Source organism: Streptacidiphilus sp. P02-A3a, assembly GCF_014084105.1.
In the GTDB taxonomy this organism is placed as follows: Bacteria; Actinomycetota; Actinomycetes; order Streptomycetales; family Streptomycetaceae; genus Streptacidiphilus.
Window position 1 is genome coordinate 7,493,265 of record NZ_CP048289.1, and the last position, 20,460, is coordinate 7,513,724.

The following is a 20,460-nucleotide window of genomic DNA, read 5'->3' on the forward strand; positions in this document are numbered from 1 at the left end:
CCGGGTGAACGCCGGTCAGGCCGGGGCGGGGCGGGTGAACCGGCTGAGCGTGACCGAGGCGGTGGCCGGCACCGGGTCCGGCAGCCGGGCGATCCGGCGGTCGAGCTCGGCGGCGTCGGTGTGCCAGGCGCTCGGTCCCATGTCCACCACGGTCCGCACCGCCGCGTGGTCGAGTTCCATCGGGAAGGTGGTCTCGCTGTCGCCCTGGAACCCCAGATGCGGGCCGAGCGCCGCCGCCAGCCGCTGCTGCTTCCGGGCGTCCACCGCGAGCAGTCCCAACGCGCCGACCAGCTCCGCGAGGTGGCGGCTGGTCGGGGAGACCACCAGCAGCGTGCCGCCGGGTCGCAGTACCCGGCGGATCTCCGGCCCGTTGCGCGGCGCGAAGACGTTCAGGACCACCGACGCCGCCGCGTCGCGCAGCGGCAGCGGACGCCAGGCGTCGCAGACCACGGCTCCGGTACGGGGGTGCGCGCGGGCGGCGCGGCGCAGCGCGAACTTGGAGATGTCCAGGGCCAGGCCCTGGGCCCGCGGCCGGGCGTCCAGCACGGCGGCGAGGTAGTAGCCGGTGCCCGCGCCCAGGTCCACCACGGTCTCGGCGGCGTCCGGCACGGCCCGCGCCAGCGCTGCCGCGATCGGGGCGTAGTGGCCCGCGCCCAGGAACGCCTCGCGCGCGGCGACCATGGCGGCGGTGTCGCCGGTACCGGTGTGGGCGCCGCCGGGCAGCAGGTTGGCGTAGCCCTGCCGGGCGACGTCGAAGGTGTGGCGGTCCGGGCAGTGCAGCGGGCCGCCGCCGTCGGTGAGCGCCAGTGGCTGCCCGCAGTGGGGGCAGACCAGGTACTCCACGATGTCTGGCAGCACGTGCACCGTTCCTCAGCTGTTCAGCGGCCGTCAGCAGCGGCCCGGGACAGCCCCCAGGTTACGGCGCGTCCCCCGGCTCCCCCGAGTCGTCCTGCTCGTCGACACCGCCGACACCGCCGACGCCGTCGATGCCGCCCAGGTCGCCCAGCCCCTCGGCGCCCTGCTCGTCCTCGCGGTCGTCATCGTCGTCGTCCTCGCCGTCCTCGGCCGCGCCCTCGGGCAGCTGGTCGACGATCCAGCCCGCGAGGCGTTCGGCGGTGGCCTCGACGCCCAGCCGCCCCTCCCGCACGCCGCGCGCCAGGCTGCGCATCTCGCGGGTGGTGGTGGCCACGCTCGCGCCGCCGGACACCAGGTAGGCGAAGGCGACGGCGGTGGCGAACAGCTCGTTGTTGCGCTCCAGCGCGGGCACCCGGATCAGCTGGTGCATCAGCGCCGCCGCCCGGTCCTCGGGCTCGGGGTAGACCAGGACGTCGAAGATCTCCGCCTGGTGCCGGGTCACGGCCGCGACCAGCGAGCCGTAGTCGGTGACCCGGGGGTCGCCGGGGGTGTACTGCTCGGCCACCATCAGCAGCCAGGACAGGTCGATCTCGATGTTCAACGGCGCTGGCCCGTCCCCTCGTGCTCGCCGAACTCGGCCAGGAACGCCGACTCGTACTCCTTCATGAACTGCGCTGCCGCGTCCACGAAGGTGCGCCCGACCTCGCCCATGTCCTGTTGGACCAGCTTCTCGATGTACTGGTTCATGCTGATCCCCTCCTGTTCGGCCCTGGCCCGGGCGATCTCCGCAGTGGTGGCGTCCACCCGGACGTTCAGCTGCTTCTTAGTCATACCTTCAAGCTAGCGCGATTCCGCTAGCATGCAAGGCCCGCACCGGCCGGACTTTGAGGGGATACCCGCTCGGGGGCGCGTTAAAAGGCCCCGGGGCGCGGGCGCGCAACTCGTGCGCTCCCCCGTGCACCCCGGGGCCCTACCGGTCGAAAGGCGGTCAGCCGGCCACCGGCTCCAGGATCGCCACGCACTCCACGTGCTGGGTCATCGGGAACAGGTCGAAGGCCCGCAGGCTGGTCGGCCGGTAGCCGGACGCCGCGAAGAAGCCCAGGTCCCGGGCCAGCGCCGCCGGATCGCAGGCCACGTAGGCGATGGCGCGCGGCCCCAGCCCCGCCAGGTGCCGGACGGTGTCACGGCCCGCGCCGGAGCGCGGCGGGTCGAGCACCACCAGGTCGGTCTCGGTGATGCCGGTGCGCGGCAGCAGCCGCTCGACCTTGTCGCACTCGATCCGGACCCGCTTCTCGCCGATCAGGTCGCCCAGGTTGTGCCGGGCGTCGGCGACCGACTGCTTGGACGACTCGATGCCGAGCACCGCGCCGGTCTCCCCCAGCTGGTCGGCCAGCGCCCCGGCGAACAGGCCGACCCCGCAGTACAGGTCGAGCGCGTTCTCGCCCTCCTGCGGGTCCAGTCCTTCGAGTACGGCCGAGACCAGCAGGTCGGGGGCCTCCGGGTGGATCTGCCAGAAGCCGCCGTCACCGACCCGCCAGGTGCGCCCGGCGGCGCGCTCGCGGACGAAGGAGCGCCCGTGCACCCGGTGCGGGCCTCCGTGGCCGTCGATCCGCGTCACCGACACCGGCCGGTCCAGATCCACGATCGGCAGCCGCGCGCCCTCACGCGGGGTGAGGATCACCTGGCGGTCGGAGGAGCCGGTGGCGGAGATCGCCTCGACCGTCTCCATGCCGTCCCAGTTCCGGGTCTCCACGCCCAGCTCGGCCACGCCGGGCGCGGCGATCAGGCAGTCGTCGATCGGCTCGACGTCGTGCGAGCGGTGGCGGCGCAGCCCGGCCCGCCCGGTCGCCGGGTCGACGGCGTACTGCACCCGGGTACGCCAGCGCGGGACGGTGCCCGCCGGGAGCTTGCCGCCGACCGGCTCGACGCTGCCGTCCCAGCCGGCCTCGGCCGGGCTGAGCCCGGCCAGCTGCCGCAGCTGCTCGGTGATCACCTGGGCCTTGAGCTTGCGCTGCGCGCCCGGGGTGGCGTGCTGCCAGTCGCAGCCGCCGCAGCGGCCGGGCCCGGCGAAGGCGCACGGCGGCTGGACCCGGTCCTTGGACGCGGTCAGCACCTCGACCGCGTCCGCCCGCAGGAAGCGCGAACTGACCGTGCCGTCGGTGACCTCGGCGACCACGCGCTCACCGGGGAGCGCGTGCCGCACGAACAGCACCCGGCCCTCGTGCCGGGCCACGCAGTGGCCGCCGTGGGCGACCGGTCCCACCTCCACCTCGTACCGCTGCCCGACAAGGGACTCCGCGGCTTCCGGGTCGTTGGCGGTGGCGGGGATGGGACGTCGGTTCGTCACTCGATGCTTTCCTTGCTGCTCTGATCGCTGCTGCTCTGATCGCTCTGCTTGCTCTGGCTTGCCGCGGCCTTGGCCGGGCGGTGCAGGTCGCGGTTCTGCACCCGGTGCAGGTCCCCCCGGCGGACCTGCCCGGGGGCGGTCCACTCCACCGGCTTGCGCCGCCGCTCGGAGGATTCCAGCTGCCAGGGTACCGAGACCACCATCACCCCAGGCGTGAACAGCAGTCTTCCCTTGAGCCGGAGTGCGCTCTGGTTGTGCAGCAGGTGCTCGTACCAGTGCCCGACGACGTACTCGGGGATGAAGACGGTGACCACGTCGCGGGGGCTGGTCCGGCGCAGGTTGCGGACGTACTCCACCACCGGGCGGGTGACCTCGCGGTAGGGCGAGTCGAGCACCTTGAGCGGGATCTCGATGCCCCGCCGCTCCCAGTCCTGGCGCAGCACGGCGGTGTCCGCCGGGTCGACGTTGACCGTCAGCGCCTCCAGCGTGGAGGTCTTCGCGGACCGGCTGATCTGGGCGTAGGCGAGCGCCCTGAGCGTCGGCTTGTGCAGCTTGGAGACCAGCACCACCGAGTGCACCCGCGACGGCAGCACCGACTCGTCCGGGGCCTCCTCGGCCGCCGACAGCTCGGTGGAGACCCGGTCGTAGTGCTTGCGGATGGCCTTCATCAGGATGAAGAACACCACCATCAGCAGGCAGGACATCCAGGCGCCCTCCATGAACTTGGTGCTCAGGACGACCACCAGGACGCAGGCGGTGCAGCTCAGGCCGACGCTGTTGATCACCCGGCTGCGCATCATCCGGCGGCGGACCGCGGGGTCGGTCTCGGTCTTCAGCAGCCGGGTCCAGTGCCGGATCATGCCGGTCTGGCTCATGTTGAAGGAGACGAAGACGCCGATGATGTACAGCTGGATCAGCCGGTCCGGGTTGGCCCCGTAGCCGATGATGAAGACCACGGCCACGGCCGCCAGCGCGATGATGCCGTTGGAGAACGCCAGCCGGTCGCCGCGGGTGTGCAGCTGCCGGGGCAGGTAGCGGTCCTGGGCGAGGATCGAGCCGAGCACCGGGAAGCCGTTGAAGGCGGTGTTGGCGGCCAGCACCAGGATCAGGCCGGTGACCGCGGCGATGAAGTAGAAGCCCGGCGTGAAGTTGCTGAACACGGCCTGGCTGATCTGCGCCAGCGCGGTCTTCTGCTGGTACCCGGCCGGGGCGCCGACCAGCTGGCTGTTGCTGCCGGCCATGTGCAGGCCGGTGAGGTTGCCCATCCAGATGATGCTGATCATCATGACCACCGCCATCACCGCCATCATCAGCAGCGTGGTGGCGGCGTTCTTGCTCTTCGGCTTGCGGAAGGCCGGGACGCCGTTGCTGATCGCCTCGACACCGGTGAGCGCGGCGCAGCCCGAGGAGAAGGTCTTCAGCAGCAGGAACACCATGGCCAGGCCCGCGACGTTGCTGTGTCCAGGGGCCGCGACCAGGTGGAAGCCGGCGCTGACGGCATGCATCTGGGTACCGAAGAAGAACTTGCGGATCGCCGCGTAGGCCGCGAGCCCGAGGATTCCGATCATGAAGCCGTAGGTCGGGATGGCGAAGGCGGTGCCGGATTCGCGCACCCCGCGCAGATTCATCCCCATCAGCAGGATGACCAGGGTGACCGAGATGGCCACCTCGTGCCCGTGCAGCGACGGCACCGCCGAGACCAGGTTGGCGACACCGGAGGTGGTGGACACGGCGACGGTCAGCACGTAGTCGACCATCAGCGCCGCCGCGACGGTGAGCCCGGCGTTGGCGCCGAGGTTGACCGTCGCCACCTCGTAGTCACCGCCGCCGCTCGGGTACGCGTGGACGTTCTGCCGGTACGAGGCGACGACCACGAGCATGACCAGGGCCACCACCCCGCCCACCCACCAGGAGAAGTGGATGGTGGCGATCCCGGCCACGGACAGGGACAGGAAGATCTGCTCCGGCGCGTAGGCGACGGAGGAGAGCGCGTCGGAGGCGAAGACGGGCAGCGCGATCCGCTTGGGGAGCAGCGTTTCGCCGAGTCTGTCGTTCTGAAGTGCGCGACCGATCAGGATGCGCTTGGGCAAGCCGGTGAGTTTGGACACGCTGAGGATGGTAGGCCCAGATCTTAACGGCTTCTTGATGGCCCTCCCTTCTGCATCCCTGCGACCCTGGAAGGGGTAAGGGTTCAGCTTGATCTGCGAGACCCGTCGATTACCTACGATTCGCAGGTCAGAAGGGGTTCTTGGCCATGCAACGCATCTCTCTCGGTCTCGACTCCGTTACGGATTGGCAACCGTCGCTTGTGAATTTCTGCACGCGGGAACACCAGCGGAGGTGGATCGCCCGAAGCCCTGCCGGGCTTCCTGGGTACATACGCCCCGACTTGCCCAGGTGGTGCGGTTGTGCCATTCCCGGGCGGGGGTGCGACCCTGGTGCGGGCACCCGCTGAGACGGTGCCAAGATCGAGCCGAGACACCACACCGGAAGGACGGTCGTGCACATCGTCATCATGGGTTGCGGGCGCGTGGGTTCCGCCCTCGCACGCACCCTCGAGAAGCAGGGTCACTCGGTCGCAGTCGTCGACCAGGACCCCACGGCATTCCGCCGTCTCGGTTCGGGCTTCGTCGGCAAGCGGGTCACTGGGGTCGGTTTCGACCAGGACACGCTGCGCGAAGCGGGGATCGAGGAGGCCGACGCCTTCGCTGCGGTGAGCAGCGGCGACAACTCCAACATCATCGCCGCTCGGGTGGCCCGGGAGACCTTCGGCGTCGAGAACGTCGCGGCCCGGATCTACGACCCCCGCCGCGCGGAGGTCTACCAGCGCCTGGGCATCCCCACGGTCGCCACGGTCCGCTGGACCGCCGACCAGATGATGCGGCGGCTGCTGCCGAGCGAGGCCGAGCCGAACTGGCAGGACCCGAGCGGCGCCGTCCAGCTGGCCGAGGTCCCGGTGGCCGGCGGCTGGATCGGCCACCGGCTGTCCAAGCTGGAGACGGCCGCCGAGGTCCGCGTGGCCTTCGTCACCCGGCTCGGTGTCGGCACCCTCCCCACCCCGGAGATGGTGCTGCAGGAGAGCGACGTGGTGCACATGATGATGCGTACCGCCGATCTGAAGGCCGTCGAGGCCGTCTTCGCGAAGGGCCCGGAGGAGCACTGATGCGGGTAGCCATTGCCGGAGCCGGTGCGGTGGGACGATCCATCGCAGGCGAGCTGCTGGAAAACGGCCACGAGGTCCTGCTCGTGGACAAGAACCCCAAGTCCATCTCGGTGGAGCGGGTGCCGACGGCCGAGTGGCTGCTGGCTGACGCCTGCGAGATCACCGCGCTGGACGAGGCGGCGCTTCAGCGCTGCAACGTCGTCATCGCCGCGACCGGGGACGACAAGGTCAACCTGGTCGTCTCGCTGCTGGCGAAGACCGAGTACGGCGTGCCGCGGGTGGTCGCCCGGGTGAACAACCCGAAGAACGAGTGGCTCTTCAACGAGGCCTGGGGGGTGGACGTGGCGGTGTCCACGCCGCGCCTGATGTCGGCGCTGGTCGAGGAGGCCGTGAGCGTCGGCGACCTGGTCCGGCTGATGCGCTTCAGCCAGGGCGACGCCAACCTGGTGGAGTTCACCCTTTCGGCGGACGCCAGCGTGGTCGGCACCCGGGTCAGCGGCGTCGAGTGGCCCGAGGACACCGCGCTGGTGACGATCATCCGCGAGGGCCGGGTGCTGGTGCCGAGCGGCAGCGACACCCTGGAGGGCGGCGACGAGCTGCTGTTCGTGGCCACCGCCGAGCGCGAGGCCGAGCTGGAGTCCCTGCTGGCGGGCGAGAAGGTCTGACCTGCGGGTGGTACCACGGGAGCGGGGCCGGTGACACCGTCACCGGCCCCGCTCCCGTTCCCACTCCTCGGCCCCGGGTCGCCCCGGTGGCGGTCAGCCGCGATCGGGGTCCGGCTGGTACTGGAGCCGCGCCTCGTCGGCGAGCCCGGACGGCTCATCGCCGCCCGGCTCGGAGTCCTCCGGCTGTTCCTCCTCCTGGGCCGCCACCTTGATCGGCGGCGGGGCCTTGGACAGGATCAGCCAGGACAGGTAGATCGCCACCAGCCACGGCGGCACGCCGAGGCCGATCTTGGCGACCCCCAGCCAGGTCACGTTGCCCGCCCAGTACAGCGGGAAGAGGATCGCCGCCCGCAGCGCGAACAGCGCCACCCACACCCAGGTCGCCTTGGTGTAGGCGGCCAGCCGGCCCGGGTTCTGGGTGCGCCAGGTCATGTTCTCGCCGAGGACCGGCCCGAGGAACACCCCGAGCAGCGGCCAGCGCACCACCGCGGAGATCGCGTAGGCGACGCCCAGCGCCACCCCGTAGATCATCGACGGCAGGTAGAAGTCCTGCGCCTTGCCCGACTTCATCGCGATGTAGGCGCTGATGCCGACGCCCAGCACGCCACCGAAGGCGTGCTTCAGCGTCTCCCGGCGGAACACCCGGACCAGCGCCAGCAGCAGGGTGACGCCGAAGGCGGAGTAGGACGAGACCTCAAGGCCCTTGGTGACGGTGAAGACCACGACGAAGACGAAGCCGGGCACGGTCATGTCGACCATGCCGCGGACCCCGCCGAAGGCGTCGATCAGCGACGTGTCCACCTGGGGCTTGTCGCTCCCCGGCTGGGCCGCGGATCCGCCCCCGTGCTTGCTGCCACTGCTCACGCGCGCCTACTCCGATCCGACGGGGCGTAGCTCGTAACGGGGGTTGAACAGCACCCGGCGACCCCGCTGATGACTGATCCGGCCGTGGGCCACCAGGCGGCGGCCGGGCTCGATACCGGCGATGGAACGGCGGCCCAGCCAGACCACGTCCAGCGAGTCGGTACCGTCGAACAGCTCCGCCTCCAGCGCGGGGACCCCCGCGCGGGGGCGCAGCGTCACGGCGCGCAGGGTCCCGCTCACGCTGACCTCCTGCCGGTCCTGGCAGGAGGCTATCGGCGTGCAGCCGGTCTCCTCGACGCCCTGCCGAAGCTCCTCGGCGTGCAGGTCCTCGCTGCTGGCGGCGAGACGGCTGAACATGCGACGCAGGCGCCCCTGCTGCCGGTCGCTGCGGATGTCACTCATGCCACCGAGGGTACCGGTCCGGGGCCCCCGCTCCTACCCGCTCCTACCTGCTCGTTCGCGGCTCCGCCCGGGCCCCTACTGTTCGAATCGGTAGCCCATGCCCGGTTCGGTGATGAAGTGCCGCGGGTGCGCCGGGTCGATCTCCAGCTTGCGCCGCAGTTGGGCCAGGTAGACCCGCAGGTAGTTGGTCTCGGTGCCGTAGGCGGGCCCCCAGACCTCCTTGAGCAGCTGCTTCTGGCTGACCAGCCGACCGGCGTTGCGCACCAGGATCTCCAGCAGGTGCCACTCGGTCGGGGTGAGCCGGATGTCGGAGTCGCCCCGGGTGACCCGCTTGGCGACCAGGTCCACCGAGAACGAGGCGGTGGTGACCACCGCCTCACCGGTCTCCGCGCCGACCGGGTCGGCGCGGCGGACCGCCGCCCGCAGCCGGGCCAGCAGCTCGTCCATGCCGAACGGCTTGGTGACGTAGTCGTCCGCCCCGGCGTCCAGCGCCTCGACCTTCTCGTCCGAGGCGTGCCGGGCGGACAGCACGATGATCGGGACCTTGGTCCAGCCGCGCAGGCCCTTGATCACGTCGGTGCCGTCCATGTCGGGCAGGCCGAGGTCGAGCAGCACCACGTCGGGGTGGCGGGCCGCCGCCAGCTCCAGCGCCGAGGCGCCGTCGTGGGCGGCGTCCACCTCGTAGGAGCGCGCCCGAAGGTTGATCACCAGGGCTCGGACGATCTGCGGCTCGTCGTCCACTACCAGGACCCGGGTCATGCGTTGCCTCGCTTCAGTTCTCTGCGGATCGGGGGCTCAGTGCGGCTACAGCTCGGCGTGGTGCACCGCCGGATCGGTCGGCACGGCCGACCCGGGCACCGCGGGCAGGGTGAACACCATGGTCAGCCCGCCGCCGGGGGTGTCCTCGGCGGTCAGGCTGCCGCCCATGGACTCGACGAAGCCCCGGGCGACCGCGAGACCGAGGCCGACCCCGGCCCCGCGCGGGGCGTCGCCGTAGCGCTGGAACGGCTCGAAGACCTTCTCCTTGGCCTCGTCCGGGATGCCGGGGCCGTGGTCGGCGACCCGTACCTCCAGCCGCTCCCCCTGCCCGAACTGCCGGAAGAGGCTGCCGGAGACCAGCACCCGGCCCGGGCCGTTGTACTTCACCGCGTTCTCGATGACGTTCGCCAGCGCCCGCTCCAGCAGCCCCGGATCCCCGGAGACCAGCAGCATCCCCTCCGGGACCTCGGTGCGCACCGACTCCGGCGGGACCCCGCGCAGCGCGAACGGCAGCACCTCGTCCAGGTCGAACTCGCGGACCAGCGGCACCACCGTGCCGGTCTGCAGCCGGCTCATGTCGAGCAGGTTGCCGATCAGGTGGTCCAGCCGGTCCGCGCCCTCCTCGATCCCGGCCAGCAGCTCCGCCTCGTCCTGCGGCGACCACTGGACGTCGTCGGCGCGCAGCGAGGAGACGGAGGCCTTGATCCCGGCCAGGGGGGTGCGCAGGTCGTGCGAGACGGCGGCGAGCAGGGCGGTGCGGATCCGGTTGCCCTCGGCCATCCGCCGGGCCTCCCGGGCCGCCTGGCTCAGCCTGCGGCGCTCCAGCACCACGGCGGCCTGCGCGGCGAAGGCGCCGAGCACCCGGCGGTCGTCGGCCGGGAGCACCCGTCCGGACAGCGCCAGCGCCAGCTTGTCGCCGACCGGGACGTCCACGTCGGCGTCCTCCGGACGGCTCACCGGGTGCGGGCCGACCGAGGCCGCGCAGGTCCACGGCCCGAAGTCCTCCTCGCGCTCCAGCAGCGCCACCGACTCCATCTGGAAGGTCTCCTGGACCCGTTCCAGCAGCGCGGGCAGCGCCTTCTCGCCACTGAGCACGGACTGCGCGAGGAAGCTCAGGGTCTCCGCCTCGGCCCGGCTGCGGGCCGCCTGCGCGGTGCGGGCGGCGGCCAGGTCGACCACGTAGGCGACCGACAGCGCGACCGCCAGGAACACGCCCATGGAGATGATGTTGGCGGTGTCGGAGATGGTCAGCGTGTGCAGCGGCGGGGTGAAGTACCAGTTGACCAGCAGCGAGCCGACCGCCGCCGAGGCCAGCGCCGGGAACAGCCCGCCGGTGAGCGCCGCGCCGACGGTCAGGCCGAGGTAGAGCAGCATGTCGGTCTGCTGGTTCCGGCCGCTGTGCATCCACTCGATCAGCGCGGTCAGCAGCACCGGACCGGCCACGCCGATGCCCCACCCGGCGGCGCTGCGGGCCTTGCCGAGCCGGGTGATCCGGCGGATCGGGGCGACCCGCCCCTTGGCCACGTGCTCGTGGGTGACGATGTGGACGTCGATGTCCCCGGCCTCGCGGGCCACGGTCGCGCCGACGCCCGGGCCGAGCACCCACTGCCAGGGCTTGCGGCGGCTGCTGCCGAGGACTATCTGGGTGGCGTTGACGCCCCGGGCGAACTCCAGCAGCGCCTCGGCCGCGCTGTCGCCGAGGACCGAGTGGAACGACCCGCCCAGGTCCTCGACCAGGCCGCGCTGCACCGTCAGCTCCTCCGGGGAGGCCCCGGTCAGGCCGTCGCTCTTGGCCACGTAGACGGCGAGCAGTTCGCTGCCGGAGCCCTTGGCCGCTATCCGGGCGGCCCGGCGGATCAGCGTCCGCCCCTCGGGGCCGCCGGTCAGGCCGACCACGATCCGCTCCCGGGCCTGCCAGGTCGAGTCGATGTGGTTCTCGGCGCGGTAGCGCTGGAGGTACTCGTCGACCCGGTCGGCGGTCCACAGCAGGGCCAGCTCGCGCAGCGCGGTGAGGTTGCCGGGGCGGAAGTAGTTGGAGAGCGCGGCGTCGACCTTCTCCGGCGCGTAGACGTTGCCGTGCGCCAGCCGCCGCCGCAGCGCCTCCGGGGTCATGTCCACCAGCTCGATCTGGTCCGCCCGGCGGACCGCCTCGTCCGGGACGGTCTCCTGCTGGCGGACGCCGGTGATGCTCTGCACCACGTCGCCGAGGGACTCCAGGTGCTGGATGTTGACGGCGGAGACCACGTCTATCCCGGCGTCCAGCAGCTCCTGTATGTCCTGCCAGCGCTTGGTGTTGCGGGAGCCGGGGACGTTGGTGTGGGCCAGTTCGTCGACCAGTGCCACGGCGGGCCTGCGGGCGAGCACCGCGTCCACGTCCATCTCGGTGAACTCGCCGCCCCGGTAGGCCAGGGTCCGCCGGGGGACGATCTCCAGGCCCTGCTGGGCGTCCCGGGTGTAGCTGCGGCCGTGGTCCTCGACGAAGGCGACCACCACGTCGGTGCCGCGCGCGGCCCGGCGGTGCGCCTCCCCGAGCATCGCGCAGGTCTTGCCGACCCCGGGGGCCGCCCCGAGGTAGATCCGCAGCCTGCCGCGTCCCATGCCGCCTGTCCCTGCTCGCTCCCGCTCCCGCGCTGGTGAGCGGGGCTCTCAAGCCGAGCGTACGGGAATCCCGGATCCCCGACCGCTGACGCGATGGCGCGGCAGAGTCCATTTAGCGACATCTTGACGGCCCGGACAACCCCGCCAATCCGGTTCCGGCTCCGGTTCCGGTTCCGGCTCGACTGACTCTGGTCGACTGTCGGAGGCGGGTGCGAGGATGCGGGGCGTCGAACGACCAGGGCCGCAGGCGAACCGAGGGGAATGCAATGACGCAGCTCCATGATCTCACCGCACTGGAACAGGGAGAGCTGATCGGGACCGGGAAGCTGTCCCCGGTCGAGTTGGCGGATCACTACCTGGATCGGATCGAGCGGCTCAACCCCGCGCTGGGGGCGTTCGTCACGGTGACGCCGGAGCTGGCGCGTGAGCAGGCGGGGCGGGCCGAGGCAGAGGTCACGGCCGCTCGGCGGGAGGGCCGGGCGCTGTCGCCGCTGCACGGGGTGCCGGTGCCGGTGAAGGACCTGAACTTCGTGGCCGGGGTGCGCTGCACCCTGGGTTCGGCCGCCTTCGCCGAGCACGTCCCCACGGTGGACGACCACGTGGTGACCCGGCTGCGCAACGCCGGGACGGTGATCACCGGCAAGACCAGCACGCCGGAGGTAGTGCGTAGTACCTACCTTACCGGCAGGCCCCTGACCTGCGTCTAGACGTCCACCCGAGTCACCCGGCGATAGCTGCATAGAACACGTGTTCCAATGGGAGCCCCCTCCGTGCTCCGAGAAAGAACACCCATATGCACCGCCGATTTACCGCCCTCTTCGCAGCTGGCGCGATAGCGACCGGGGCGACCCTGGCACTTCCCTTTATGGCGGAGGACGAAGACGACGGCGGAGACGGTCCACGGCCCCACGCGTCCGCCCCTGCGAGTCCCGGTCAGTCCCCGGCCCCGGTGGCGCACAATTCCCCGGCCCCGGCGCACACCTGCGGAAGTACGCTCGCCTGTTTCAAGCACGCTGCGCATTCCGTGATCGGCGGCATGGTCCCCGGCCACGTCCCGCCGGAGCTGGACCCGCTCCGATCGTGGGTCGAGTCCCGCGCCCGTGACGGCCGGGTGGCGGTCGCGACGACGCCCCCCGACGCCAGCGGGGCGGAGGTGGTAACCCTGTCGGCGACCATGGGGGACGACGTCGACGTGACGGCGACCATCGACATGCCGGACGCCGACGATTGGGACGACGGTCCGACCACTATCACGGTGCACGCTGCTGGGCCGCGCTTCCGGCCCGTGACGGTCAGGACCGTAGCGACGACCCCGGCCGACGTCGTCACCGAGGCGACAGCAGCGATCGAGAACGCCGTCAGGGCCGCCGAAGCGGCGAGCACTGCGCCGGACCTTCCGTCGGCGACAGCGAGCCCGTCAGAGGACCCCGGGGGCGCTTCCCTGGCCGAGGCGTCCGAGGGCGACGGGGAACCGATCGGAGAACCGGCGTACCCGTCGGACTCCCCCGCCCCGACCCCCTCGGCGACGGCCGCACCAGTCGAGCCGACGCCCGCCCCGGAGTCGACCTTGCCAGGGTAAGAAGTGCCGTGATTCTCTTACCTTCCGGGCGCACGCGGTGCCCGCCGAGGGGAGAGACACCATGGTTCAGCAGCAGGAACGCCCGCAGCAGGTCGTGATGACGGGTAAGGCGGTCAGCCAGGGTCAGTTCAGCTACGCGGGCACGCTGTTCCACTGGACCATGATCATCTGTACCTGCGGCATCTGGTACCCGATCTATGCCAGCGCGAAGCGGAAGCGCCGGACGGTCACCCGCTACACCCGCTAGTCGGCCCACGACGACGCCCCCGCCTCGAACTGAGGTCGGGGGCGTCGCTGCTGTGAAGCCCCGACCATCCGCCACGGGGGAGACAGACGGCCGGGGCCGTTCTGGGGCCTACCGGGGCGGAGCCGGGCACCGGATGCCCAGGTCTGCGGGGTTGGGGCAGGTGATCATGTAGGCGCGCACGCTGACGTTGTCGCCGGTTCGCGGCCAGTCCCATGACCAGATCGTGTCTTTGCCCAACTCGATCATCCGCCGCGCGAACTTCTGGCAGTTGTCCGGGTTCTTGTACGTCTCCTGGGGCGGGTCGGCTTCCCACTGCTCACGCATCCACGCCGACGCCGCGTCAACGTCCGTGAACGTCGCCCGCACAAGCTGCGGCTTGAGCAGGTGGTGCACCAGCGCTTCCGGGGGCGTGGTGGACGTCTGGAACTCGGGAGTGCCCGGCACCCGCTCGTTCTGGTACTTAAAGAGCAGGAGTTTCCCGGACGGTCCCTTCCAGTGGAAAGCGTGCCAGTGGATTCCCTGGCGCGGTTCCCCTTTCAGGTATTCATCCCAATCAATGTCATCGTCGTGCGGCTGCTGCATGACTCGGAAGCTTCCCACTCTGGCCCGCCGGGGCCGTGCGTGTCGTGGCGTGTCGTCAGATGTTGCGGTGCGCGGCAGCGCGGATGATCTGCACGGCGTCGTCCTCGGGCAGGCTGAGCAGCGCGCCTAAGAGGTACTTCCGCACCGTATGCACAAGCGGCCCAGAGGAGTTGAGAAGTTCCTCCGGGGCCACATCCTCCCGCATGGCCGGGTCCATCAGCGCTTGGTCGAGCAGATCCCCGACCAGTTGCGCGGCGACCCACTGCGGGGTGCGCTGCTTGAGCCCGAACGTCATGTGGAGCGACGGTTCATCCCCGACCGTGTACGGGGCGTGCACCCATCCGCGCGGAAGCCACAGCACGTCTCCGGGTGCCAACGTGTACTCCTCCGGCGGGGGCACGTTGGCCAGGTGGTGAAGCTGTTCGTCCGTGAAGCCTGTCGCCAAGAAGCTCAAGTGCTCCTGCACGGGGTTCGGCACCATGGGCGGATGGATGGGCCACGTCTTCCGGCCGGACAGTTGCGCCACCAGCGTCACGTACGGGTCGTAGTGGTACCGGAGCCCCTGCGCGCCGGCCGGGGTGTAGTAGGCGTTCGCTCGGACCCGGTACCCGGTCTCTCGGGCGATCCCCTCGCACAACTCCGCCACGGGGGGCATCAGTTCATGCAGCCCCCGCAGAGACACCGTGTGCCCGTCGTTGAGGTACCGCCGCATGCTCCCCCGACGGGGCATCAGGGCGTCGTCGTCACGGTAGGCCCGGGGGTCGATGGCCTCCCCGTCCTTGATCACGGCAAGGTATTGACGCGCCAGGCACTCACGGTCGATCAGCGCGTCCACCTCCTCCCGCGTGGTCAGCGCCCGCAGTTCGGCGGGGTCGCGGTGGTAGACCACGGGCTTACTCGGCAGCGCTGCGCGAACGGCATCCGGGTTGTCGATCAGTGCGGCAAGCGACACGGGAAGACTCCATTCCGGTGGGTAGGATCCGACGCGGGCAGGGTGCCCTCAATGCGAGTGAGGGCACCCTGCCTTTCTGGTGTGCGATCCGTCAGGCGACGAAGCCCGGGATCTTCTCGGCGGCGGCGGTCAGCTCCGCCGCCGTGAACCGGAGTTCCGGCGACCCGTCGCCCAGCTTGGTGTCACGGACGGCGTAGCCGCCGCCCTCCAGCTCGGCCACGGACAGGCAGTCCTCGGCGCTGCCGGAGTTGTCGCTGTTGCCGCCGCACAGGGCCGCGAACGGCCCCGTGACCTTCCGCTCGTACAGGTTGTCCGCCATGGCGGTTACCTCCACTTGTTGGTTGTCCGCGCTCGGTTGGCGCGGGGCGGTGCACTTGCCCCCGGCGGGATCGCCCGCCGGGTGTCTTGGGAGCCCCGACCGTCCGCCGCAGGGGAACTAGGACGGCCGGGGCTGATCAGGGGGTGTGGCCGGGCGGACGGGGAGCCTCCGCCTGCATCGGCAAGATGACTTCCGCATCGGACATCGGGCACTCAGCGCCCAACGGGTTCTCGTGCGGTGCCACGTGCCGCCGCGTCACTGCCACCTTCCGAGCGCACCAGGAGTCGGGGCAGCGGATGCTAGTGATCTGAATGACCACGTCGGCGGAGCCGGTCGCGTCGAATCGCTGGGTGAACACCCGCGTACTGCCCGGTGCGGACCCTCGCGGGCGGATGGTGACCCCCGCCTCTTTGAGCATCGTCTGCACTGTCCCGGGCGACACGCTCAGCTTGGACGCTATCCGGCGAATCGACGTAGGCAGCGGGTAGAGCCGCACCGCCTCAGCCTTGGTCGCGTCCCAAACCTCCGGCGGGATACGGCGCTTGTCCGGGTCTCTCATATCTGCTGCCCCCTCGGCGCGTGCTCCGGGGAGTTGCGCGCGGCCACGTTCGGTTGATCGGCGTAGTTCGCAACCATCTGGAGACGGAGCTTCAAGCAGGGCTCGCACCCGGAGACGGGGGCCGTGCCACCCGGAGTACGGAGCGGACCCAGGTACCGGGTTCTCGCCCATTTGAGACAGAACCAGCACCAGCCCGTGCCCCAGAGTCGCGAGTCATCCTCGTCCGCGCTGCGGGGCGGAACCGCTAGATCAAGGGAGATCATCCGCCCTCCCCCTGCGCCGGGCTGGTCTCGCGGGCCACAGCGAGCAGCCGCAGCGCCTCCGTGATCGTCTCCAGGACGGGGACGGACACGGTCCCGAGGCGGACACGTTCCTCCCCGAAGGGGTCGACGTTGACAACGGGGGTCGCCCCGTCCAGGCCCAAGAGATGCATCTGCGTCATGAATTCCAGGCGCGCCACGTAGGTCCGATCGACTCGCGGCCTCTTCGGGGCCGGGGCATCGTCGCCGTATTCGGTCTGGTCGTCCATGGCCCGTGTTCCTTGCTGGGATGGCACTGACTTCGTCACTCGGTCGGATGGCCGCAACGCCGTCTTCTTCTGCGGCAGTTGGCTAGTCATGCCGCCTGCCTTCCCACAGCCGGCCGAACGCAGCGCGGGCACTCGCACGGCGGGTACTGCTGCGATTGCAGGGGGCCGTCACTGACGAGCAGTTGTTCCCGCAGCAGCGTCCGCTTCCCCGTCGCGGCGTTGACGACATAGACCCGCACTCGGATCGCCGGTTCGTCGCTCATGTCTCGACCCACAACCCGCAGCAGTGCTCCACGACGGGGCCGCCGTCGGCGTCCTTGGCCGCGTCCTCCTTCTCCCGCAGCTCTGCCAGGACTTCCCGCAACTCCGCTACCTGGACCCGCGAAGCCGCCTCGGCCTCGGCAAGGTCGATGAGGGCCACGGCGTCCTCCAAGGCAATCGGGCCGAAGTCGAACCCGACCACTCCCCCCTGTCCGAGGACCGGGTGGGCGGGACGTCCGATGTCGATGCCGATGGCTGCCATGGCCGCTCGGAGGCGTCTCGCCATACTCATTACCGGGGCGTCCCCGGGCGTGCTCGGGGCTTCCCTCTCCTGCTGCGTTGCTGCCTGGGTCATGGCGCTATCCGTTTCTCACGATCGGGTATCACCAGGGTTCCGCGCGGGCACCATCGCTGACAGTAGGCGCATGATGACTTTTCAAATCGGCATCAAGGGGTGCACGTCTTGACCGCAGAGAACGAAGTACCGGAGCCCTCAACATCACTACCGGCGTGGGCCGGGGCACAGATCGTTGCGCGACGGGAAGCTCAAGGGATGTCCCAGCGCGACCTAGCCGCAGCGATGCAGGAGAGCCAGGGAACCATCCTGCGATGGGAGAAGGGGCGCAGGACACCATCACTGGCACAGGCCCGCCTCTTGGACCAAGTACTACGAACTGACGGCCTGTTCGAGGGGTTACACCCCCTGTGGCTCCAGCACGCACACCCGAGTTGGTTCGGGGCGTACGTCGAGATGGAGCAACGGGCAACCGAGGCACGCATTTTCGAACCACAGATCATCCCGGCCCTCTTTCAGACAGAGGACTACGCCCGCGCCACACTGGCGCAACTCCGCCCGGACCAGGACCGACTAGAGGACTTGTTGACTGCCCGTATGTCTCGGCAAGAGATCCTTGGGCGGGATGACCGGCTCCGGGTGTGGGCCGTGATGGACGAGTCCGTGCTCGGTCGCGCCCTCGGCGGCCCCGAGGTCATGAGCGCACAGCTTGAACGCCTGCTGCGCGAGGGAGAGCATCCACGAACGGTGATCCAGGTGGTGCCGAGCACCACCCACGATCGGCCGGGACTGTCAGGTGCATTCACCGTTCTGACGCTCTCCCAGCACAACGGGGCTCTCTATGCGGACGGGTTCTTGCAGGGGCGCACGTCTGCCGATCAGGCTGACGTGATTCAGGGCCGCCACGCCTATGATCTGCTTGTGTCGGCAGCGCAGCCCGTCGGGCGATCGGCCGACATGATTCGTGACTATCTCAAGGGAGACAAGTGGTGACTTTTGCAAGTGACTTGAACGGCGCGCCCTGGCGCAAGAGCAGCTACAGCGACAACGGCGGCAACTGCATCGAAACGGCCGCTGGCTTCATCCCCGGAGCTGTCCCCGTGCGTGACAGCAAGGACCCCGAGGGTCCTGCTCTGGTGTTCCCTGCCGCTGCGTTCGCGGCGTTCGTGGGCGCGGTCAAGGCCGGCGAATTCGGCACCATCTGACCGCAGCACCACCCGGCTGCACCCGCGCCCCCCTGTAGGCCATCAGCGGCCCGCAGGGGGGCGTTCTCGTGCCTACGCGGCCACCAGGGCGGCAGGCTGTCGCGCAGCCAGCTCGGTGCCGTCGGCGTCGCCGTCCGGCCTGGTGCCGACCACCCATTCCCCGGCCGTCCGGAAGCAGCCCGTTTCGGTCGAGCGGGGCCACTCGGCCATACCCACCAGCGCACCCCCCGGGGCACGCGCCTCAACCCGGAACGCCGGGTAAGAACTCGCGGCCAAGAGGCGCGCCAGGACGGCCCCGTGCGCCCGCAGGACGGCCGCTAGGCGCGGCCACCCGTCCACAGGCTCACGGGCGAACGGGGCGGGCACACGGGGGCAGGGACGCCATACGGGAAGGCCGTTCACCTCGACGGCTACGGCGGCGGCGAGGGTGACGGCAGCAGGTGCGGTGGGCATGGGTTCATCCTGCAACCTTTCGTTGAAGGTAAGGACCCTTCGCCCGGAGGGTAAGACGCCCTTACACTCTCCGCCCTCGGGATGACGGCCGTCCTCCGGAAGAGTGACCGCCAACACAAAGAGCCCGACCCCAGAGGGGGTCGGGCTCCGCATGTGTGCCGCCGTCAGCTCAGGCGGGCCGCGCACGGCTTGCAGGCCGGTATGCGCTGCCCGTAGATCACCCGGACGTAGGTCTCTGCGGGCACCTGCTCCGCACGGTGCAGCAGGTTGTACTCACAGGCCCGGGTGAGGCCCGACGGCCCGTCCACGAACTCAGCGCGGTAGGTGCACGCGCCGTCGATCCAAAGCGCCAGCTCGGTCACACCCTGGCGGGCCGTCCGCAGGTCGTTCGCGGCGGCAGCGTCGGCCATAAGGCTGTCTCGCGCCTCATCAGTCGTGGCCAGCGCCAGCGCCATGCCGCCCTCGATCGAGTCCAGGATCTCACTGGTGACGACGTCGACGGCGTTGATGCGGGGGAGGTTCATGAGCTGGCCTTTCGGGTGGTGCGGCGAGTCCGTCCCGCCGTCGTGCTTACGTGGACAACAGTACCTCGACCTACTCACGTGAGTAGGTTGAGGGTGGTCACGAAAACATCACTTTCCCGCACCTGGACATGACGAAGCCCCCGCCGCAGGCAGCGACGGGGGCAGCGCAGGTTTCACGGGCGGGGCGTCAGCGGACCCACCCGAAAGCGTGCGAGAGGAAGGCCACGATCAGCCCGGCGACGATCAGCCCGGTGATTGTCGCAGCGACCGGGCGCACGCGCCGCCTGAACTCGACCCACCGCAGGTAGCGGCGTCGCCGCCCCGCCTCATGCGCATCCCAAATTACGGCCATTTCGGCCGGCGGCAGGCTGGGCATCCGCTCGTCCCTCGCGTCGATAACGTCGATCTTCACGAACGGCAGTATGCCGCAACCCGCACAGCTGCGCGACCAAACAGGAAAATTCCTATGCCCGCCCCCGCCTCGGCTGCGCCGCATCCGAATGACTTGACGCTACTTCCGAGGTAGCCGCACCTGCTACCACCTGGTAGCAGGTGCCAATGAACCCCATCACTACCAATCAATCCCCTCACATGCACGGGGACGCTCCGCCGAGACACTCACTTCCCTACCCACACCCCGCGCGTGCGGCAGCAGCCCAGGCCCCGCACAGGCATCGTCCGCCTTAGGCCCGCCAACATGATGCCGCCCATGCGCCGCTGCCCGCATGCGGCTCCCAGCTAGCTAGCGATAATAAACCCGCAGATGAGACAGATTACCGAGTTGACGAAGTAGTGGGGGGCCACTGGATTGTCAACTCCCATGTCTGCAGGGAGGAGCCTCAACCGGGCCCCGTACAGCAGCACGTCCGGGATCTCCCACGCGCACGGGGCGAACGCACCGGCCAGCCGAGCGCCGAGCTTGCTTGCTTTCTTGCTAGCACACCTTTGACGGCGCGCTAGGGGACGCCCCGCCGAGATACTTACTTACTTCCCTCGCCGCTTCAGCGCGCCAGGCACTTAGTTACTTACTTCCCACGGTGCACCCCCGCGCGTGCGGAGAGCAGCCTGAGCCCAGGCCCCGCACGGCAGCACGCACAGGCATCGCCCCCGCATGCGCGGGGCGAACTCGGCAAGCGCACTGCGATGCGGGACAGACGGGGGCAGATACCCTCCGAGCAAAGCACCCTCAACCCCTTAAGCGCATGAGGCTTAAGGACTTGAGGGACTTACCGAAACTCCAAGACTCTCAAGAGTCCAAGACTCTTGAACACCTGCGGACCCAATCATGCATATCGATTAATG

At 70.1% G+C, this 20,460-nt stretch carries 23 protein-coding genes and 1 pseudogene; 7 read left to right on the top strand and 17 right to left on the bottom strand.

Annotated features, from left to right (window positions below):
• Positions 1–15: 15 nt before the first annotated feature.
• From GXP74_RS31455 to GXP74_RS31475, 5 genes and pseudogenes are all read right to left on the bottom strand, one after another.
• On the bottom strand, positions 16–858 hold the full coding sequence (locus tag GXP74_RS31455; RefSeq protein WP_182454658.1) for a putative RNA methyltransferase: 843 nt from the start codon (positions 856–858) through the stop codon (positions 16–18).
• 235 nt (positions 859–1,093) lie between these two features.
• A pseudogene (locus GXP74_RS31460) lies at positions 1,094–1,456 on the bottom strand (fic family toxin-antitoxin system, toxin component); the annotation flags it as partial.
• The gene (locus tag GXP74_RS31465) at positions 1,453–1,686 is read right to left on the bottom strand and encodes a toxin-antitoxin system HicB family antitoxin (protein ID WP_182454659.1); all 234 of its coding nucleotides are present in this window, start codon (positions 1,684–1,686) and stop codon (positions 1,453–1,455) included. The gene GXP74_RS31465 and the pseudogene GXP74_RS31460, both read right to left, overlap by 4 nt.
• 157 nt (positions 1,687–1,843) lie before the next feature.
• Positions 1,844–3,202, bottom strand: coding sequence for a class I SAM-dependent RNA methyltransferase (locus GXP74_RS31470; RefSeq protein ID WP_225448331.1), 1,359 nt, complete (start codon positions 3,200–3,202; stop codon positions 1,844–1,846).
• A complete protein-coding gene (locus GXP74_RS31475; protein ID WP_182454660.1) occupies positions 3,199–5,310 on the bottom strand; it encodes an APC family permease in 2,112 nt (703 codons plus the stop codon). The genes GXP74_RS31470 and GXP74_RS31475 overlap by 4 nt, the downstream gene beginning before the upstream one ends.
• A 392-nt stretch (positions 5,311–5,702) precedes the next feature.
• On the opposite strand from GXP74_RS31475, the gene GXP74_RS31480 reads away from it, so the two are divergent.
• Positions 5,703–6,365, top strand: a complete 663-nt coding sequence (locus GXP74_RS31480) for a TrkA family potassium uptake protein (RefSeq protein ID WP_182454661.1) — start codon at positions 5,703–5,705, stop codon at positions 6,363–6,365.
• The gene (locus GXP74_RS31485; protein WP_182454662.1) at positions 6,365–7,030 is read left to right on the top strand and encodes a TrkA family potassium uptake protein; all 666 of its coding nucleotides are present in this window, start codon (positions 6,365–6,367) and stop codon (positions 7,028–7,030) included. The genes GXP74_RS31480 and GXP74_RS31485 overlap by 1 nt, the downstream gene beginning before the upstream one ends.
• Positions 7,031–7,123: 93 nt before the next feature.
• On the opposite strand, the gene GXP74_RS31490 is transcribed toward GXP74_RS31485, so the two are convergent.
• From GXP74_RS31490 to GXP74_RS31500, 4 genes are all read right to left on the bottom strand, one after another.
• Positions 7,124–7,894, bottom strand: a complete 771-nt coding sequence (locus GXP74_RS31490) for a DUF3159 domain-containing protein (RefSeq protein WP_225448332.1) — start codon at positions 7,892–7,894, stop codon at positions 7,124–7,126.
• Between the two features lie 6 nt (positions 7,895–7,900).
• The gene (locus GXP74_RS31495) at positions 7,901–8,296 is read right to left on the bottom strand and encodes an OB-fold nucleic acid binding domain-containing protein (protein WP_182454663.1); all 396 of its coding nucleotides are present in this window, start codon (positions 8,294–8,296) and stop codon (positions 7,901–7,903) included.
• 75 nt (positions 8,297–8,371) lie between these two features.
• The gene (locus GXP74_RS41175) at positions 8,372–9,055 is read right to left on the bottom strand and encodes a response regulator (RefSeq protein WP_225448333.1); all 684 of its coding nucleotides are present in this window, start codon (positions 9,053–9,055) and stop codon (positions 8,372–8,374) included.
• 45 nt (positions 9,056–9,100) lie between these two features.
• Complete coding sequence (locus GXP74_RS31500; RefSeq protein ID WP_225448334.1) at positions 9,101–11,653, bottom strand: sensor histidine kinase KdpD; 2,553 nt, start codon at positions 11,651–11,653, stop codon at positions 9,101–9,103.
• 266 nt (positions 11,654–11,919) lie between these two features.
• On the opposite strand from GXP74_RS31500, the gene GXP74_RS31505 reads away from it, so the two are divergent.
• The 3 genes from GXP74_RS31505 to GXP74_RS31510 all read left to right on the top strand — a co-directional run bounded on the left by GXP74_RS31505 (position 11,920) and on the right by GXP74_RS31510 (position 13,479).
• Positions 11,920–12,360: an amidase gene (locus GXP74_RS31505; protein ID WP_182454664.1), complete on the top strand. Its 441-nt coding sequence runs from the start codon at positions 11,920–11,922 to the stop codon at positions 12,358–12,360.
• Between the two features lie 317 nt (positions 12,361–12,677).
• Positions 12,678–13,232, top strand: coding sequence for a hypothetical protein (locus GXP74_RS41180; protein ID WP_225448335.1), 555 nt, complete (start codon positions 12,678–12,680; stop codon positions 13,230–13,232).
• Between the two features lie 61 nt (positions 13,233–13,293).
• Positions 13,294–13,479: a hypothetical protein gene (locus tag GXP74_RS31510; protein WP_182454665.1), complete on the top strand. Its 186-nt coding sequence runs from the start codon at positions 13,294–13,296 to the stop codon at positions 13,477–13,479.
• A gap of 108 nt (positions 13,480–13,587) precedes the next feature.
• Here GXP74_RS31510 and GXP74_RS31515 read toward each other — a convergent pair whose 3' ends face one another.
• From GXP74_RS31515 to GXP74_RS31535, 5 genes are all read right to left on the bottom strand, one after another.
• On the bottom strand, positions 13,588–14,061 hold the full coding sequence (locus GXP74_RS31515) for a hypothetical protein (RefSeq protein ID WP_182454666.1): 474 nt from the start codon (positions 14,059–14,061) through the stop codon (positions 13,588–13,590).
• A gap of 55 nt (positions 14,062–14,116) precedes the next feature.
• The gene (locus GXP74_RS31520) at positions 14,117–15,013 is read right to left on the bottom strand and encodes a JmjC domain-containing protein (protein WP_182454667.1); all 897 of its coding nucleotides are present in this window, start codon (positions 15,011–15,013) and stop codon (positions 14,117–14,119) included.
• Between the two features lie 91 nt (positions 15,014–15,104).
• A complete protein-coding gene (locus GXP74_RS31525; RefSeq protein ID WP_182454668.1) occupies positions 15,105–15,332 on the bottom strand; it encodes a DUF397 domain-containing protein in 228 nt (75 codons plus the stop codon).
• Between the two features lie 818 nt (positions 15,333–16,150).
• Positions 16,151–16,420, bottom strand: coding sequence for a hypothetical protein (locus tag GXP74_RS31530; protein WP_182454669.1), 270 nt, complete (start codon positions 16,418–16,420; stop codon positions 16,151–16,153).
• 259 nt (positions 16,421–16,679) lie between these two features.
• Positions 16,680–17,036, bottom strand: a complete 357-nt coding sequence (locus tag GXP74_RS31535) for a hypothetical protein (protein ID WP_182454670.1) — start codon at positions 17,034–17,036, stop codon at positions 16,680–16,682.
• Between the two features lie 99 nt (positions 17,037–17,135).
• Here GXP74_RS31535 and GXP74_RS31540 point away from each other — a divergent pair, with 99 nt between their 5' ends.
• Both GXP74_RS31540 and GXP74_RS31545 read left to right on the top strand, forming a co-directional pair.
• Entirely contained in the window at positions 17,136–17,969 is an 834-nt protein-coding gene (locus GXP74_RS31540) for a helix-turn-helix transcriptional regulator (RefSeq protein WP_225448336.1), read from the top strand.
• The gene (locus GXP74_RS31545) at positions 17,966–18,181 is read left to right on the top strand and encodes a DUF397 domain-containing protein (RefSeq protein ID WP_182454672.1); all 216 of its coding nucleotides are present in this window, start codon (positions 17,966–17,968) and stop codon (positions 18,179–18,181) included. The genes GXP74_RS31540 and GXP74_RS31545 overlap by 4 nt, the downstream gene beginning before the upstream one ends.
• A gap of 72 nt (positions 18,182–18,253) precedes the next feature.
• On the opposite strand, the gene GXP74_RS31550 is transcribed toward GXP74_RS31545, so the two are convergent.
• From GXP74_RS31550 to GXP74_RS31560, 3 genes are all read right to left on the bottom strand, one after another.
• On the bottom strand, positions 18,254–18,391 hold the full coding sequence (locus GXP74_RS31550) for a hypothetical protein (RefSeq protein WP_182454673.1): 138 nt from the start codon (positions 18,389–18,391) through the stop codon (positions 18,254–18,256).
• A 407-nt stretch (positions 18,392–18,798) separates the two neighbouring features.
• Positions 18,799–19,158 (bottom strand): hypothetical protein, encoded by a 360-nt coding sequence (locus tag GXP74_RS31555; protein WP_182454674.1) that lies wholly within the window; start codon positions 19,156–19,158, stop codon positions 18,799–18,801.
• Positions 19,159–19,345: 187 nt separating this feature from the next.
• Positions 19,346–19,570, bottom strand: coding sequence for a hypothetical protein (locus GXP74_RS31560; protein ID WP_182454675.1), 225 nt, complete (start codon positions 19,568–19,570; stop codon positions 19,346–19,348).
• Positions 19,571–20,460 lie beyond the last annotated feature (890 nt).

Bases quoted from the DNA above. Each gene is read 5' to 3' on its own strand.
- GXP74_RS31525 (WP_182454668.1), bottom strand. From the start codon at position 15,332: ATGGCGGACAACCTGTACGAGCGGAAGGTCACGGGGCCGTTCGCGGCC.
- GXP74_RS31505 (WP_182454664.1), top strand. From the start codon at position 11,920: ATGACGCAGCTCCATGATCTCACCGCACTGGAACAGGGAGAGCTGATC.
- GXP74_RS31555 (WP_182454674.1), bottom strand. From the start codon at position 19,158: ATGAACCTCCCCCGCATCAACGCCGTCGACGTCGTCACCAGTGAGATC.
- GXP74_RS31535 (WP_182454670.1), bottom strand. From the start codon at position 17,036: ATGACCCAGGCAGCAACGCAGCAGGAGAGGGAAGCCCCGAGCACGCCC.
- GXP74_RS31530 (WP_182454669.1), bottom strand. From the start codon at position 16,420: ATGGACGACCAGACCGAATACGGCGACGATGCCCCGGCCCCGAAGAGG.
- GXP74_RS31510 (WP_182454665.1), top strand. From the start codon at position 13,294: ATGGTTCAGCAGCAGGAACGCCCGCAGCAGGTCGTGATGACGGGTAAG.
- GXP74_RS31550 (WP_182454673.1), bottom strand. From the start codon at position 18,391: ATGGCCGAGTGGCCCCGCTCGACCGAAACGGGCTGCTTCCGGACGGCC.
- GXP74_RS31495 (WP_182454663.1), bottom strand. From the start codon at position 8,296: ATGAGTGACATCCGCAGCGACCGGCAGCAGGGGCGCCTGCGTCGCATG.
- GXP74_RS31515 (WP_182454666.1), bottom strand. From the start codon at position 14,061: ATGCAGCAGCCGCACGACGATGACATTGATTGGGATGAATACCTGAAA.
- GXP74_RS31465 (WP_182454659.1), bottom strand. From the start codon at position 1,686: ATGACTAAGAAGCAGCTGAACGTCCGGGTGGACGCCACCACTGCGGAG.
- GXP74_RS31500 (WP_225448334.1), bottom strand. From the start codon at position 11,653: ATGGGACGCGGCAGGCTGCGGATCTACCTCGGGGCGGCCCCCGGGGTC.
- GXP74_RS41175 (WP_225448333.1), bottom strand. From the start codon at position 9,055: ATGACCCGGGTCCTGGTAGTGGACGACGAGCCGCAGATCGTCCGAGCC.
- GXP74_RS31485 (WP_182454662.1), top strand. From the start codon at position 6,365: ATGCGGGTAGCCATTGCCGGAGCCGGTGCGGTGGGACGATCCATCGCA.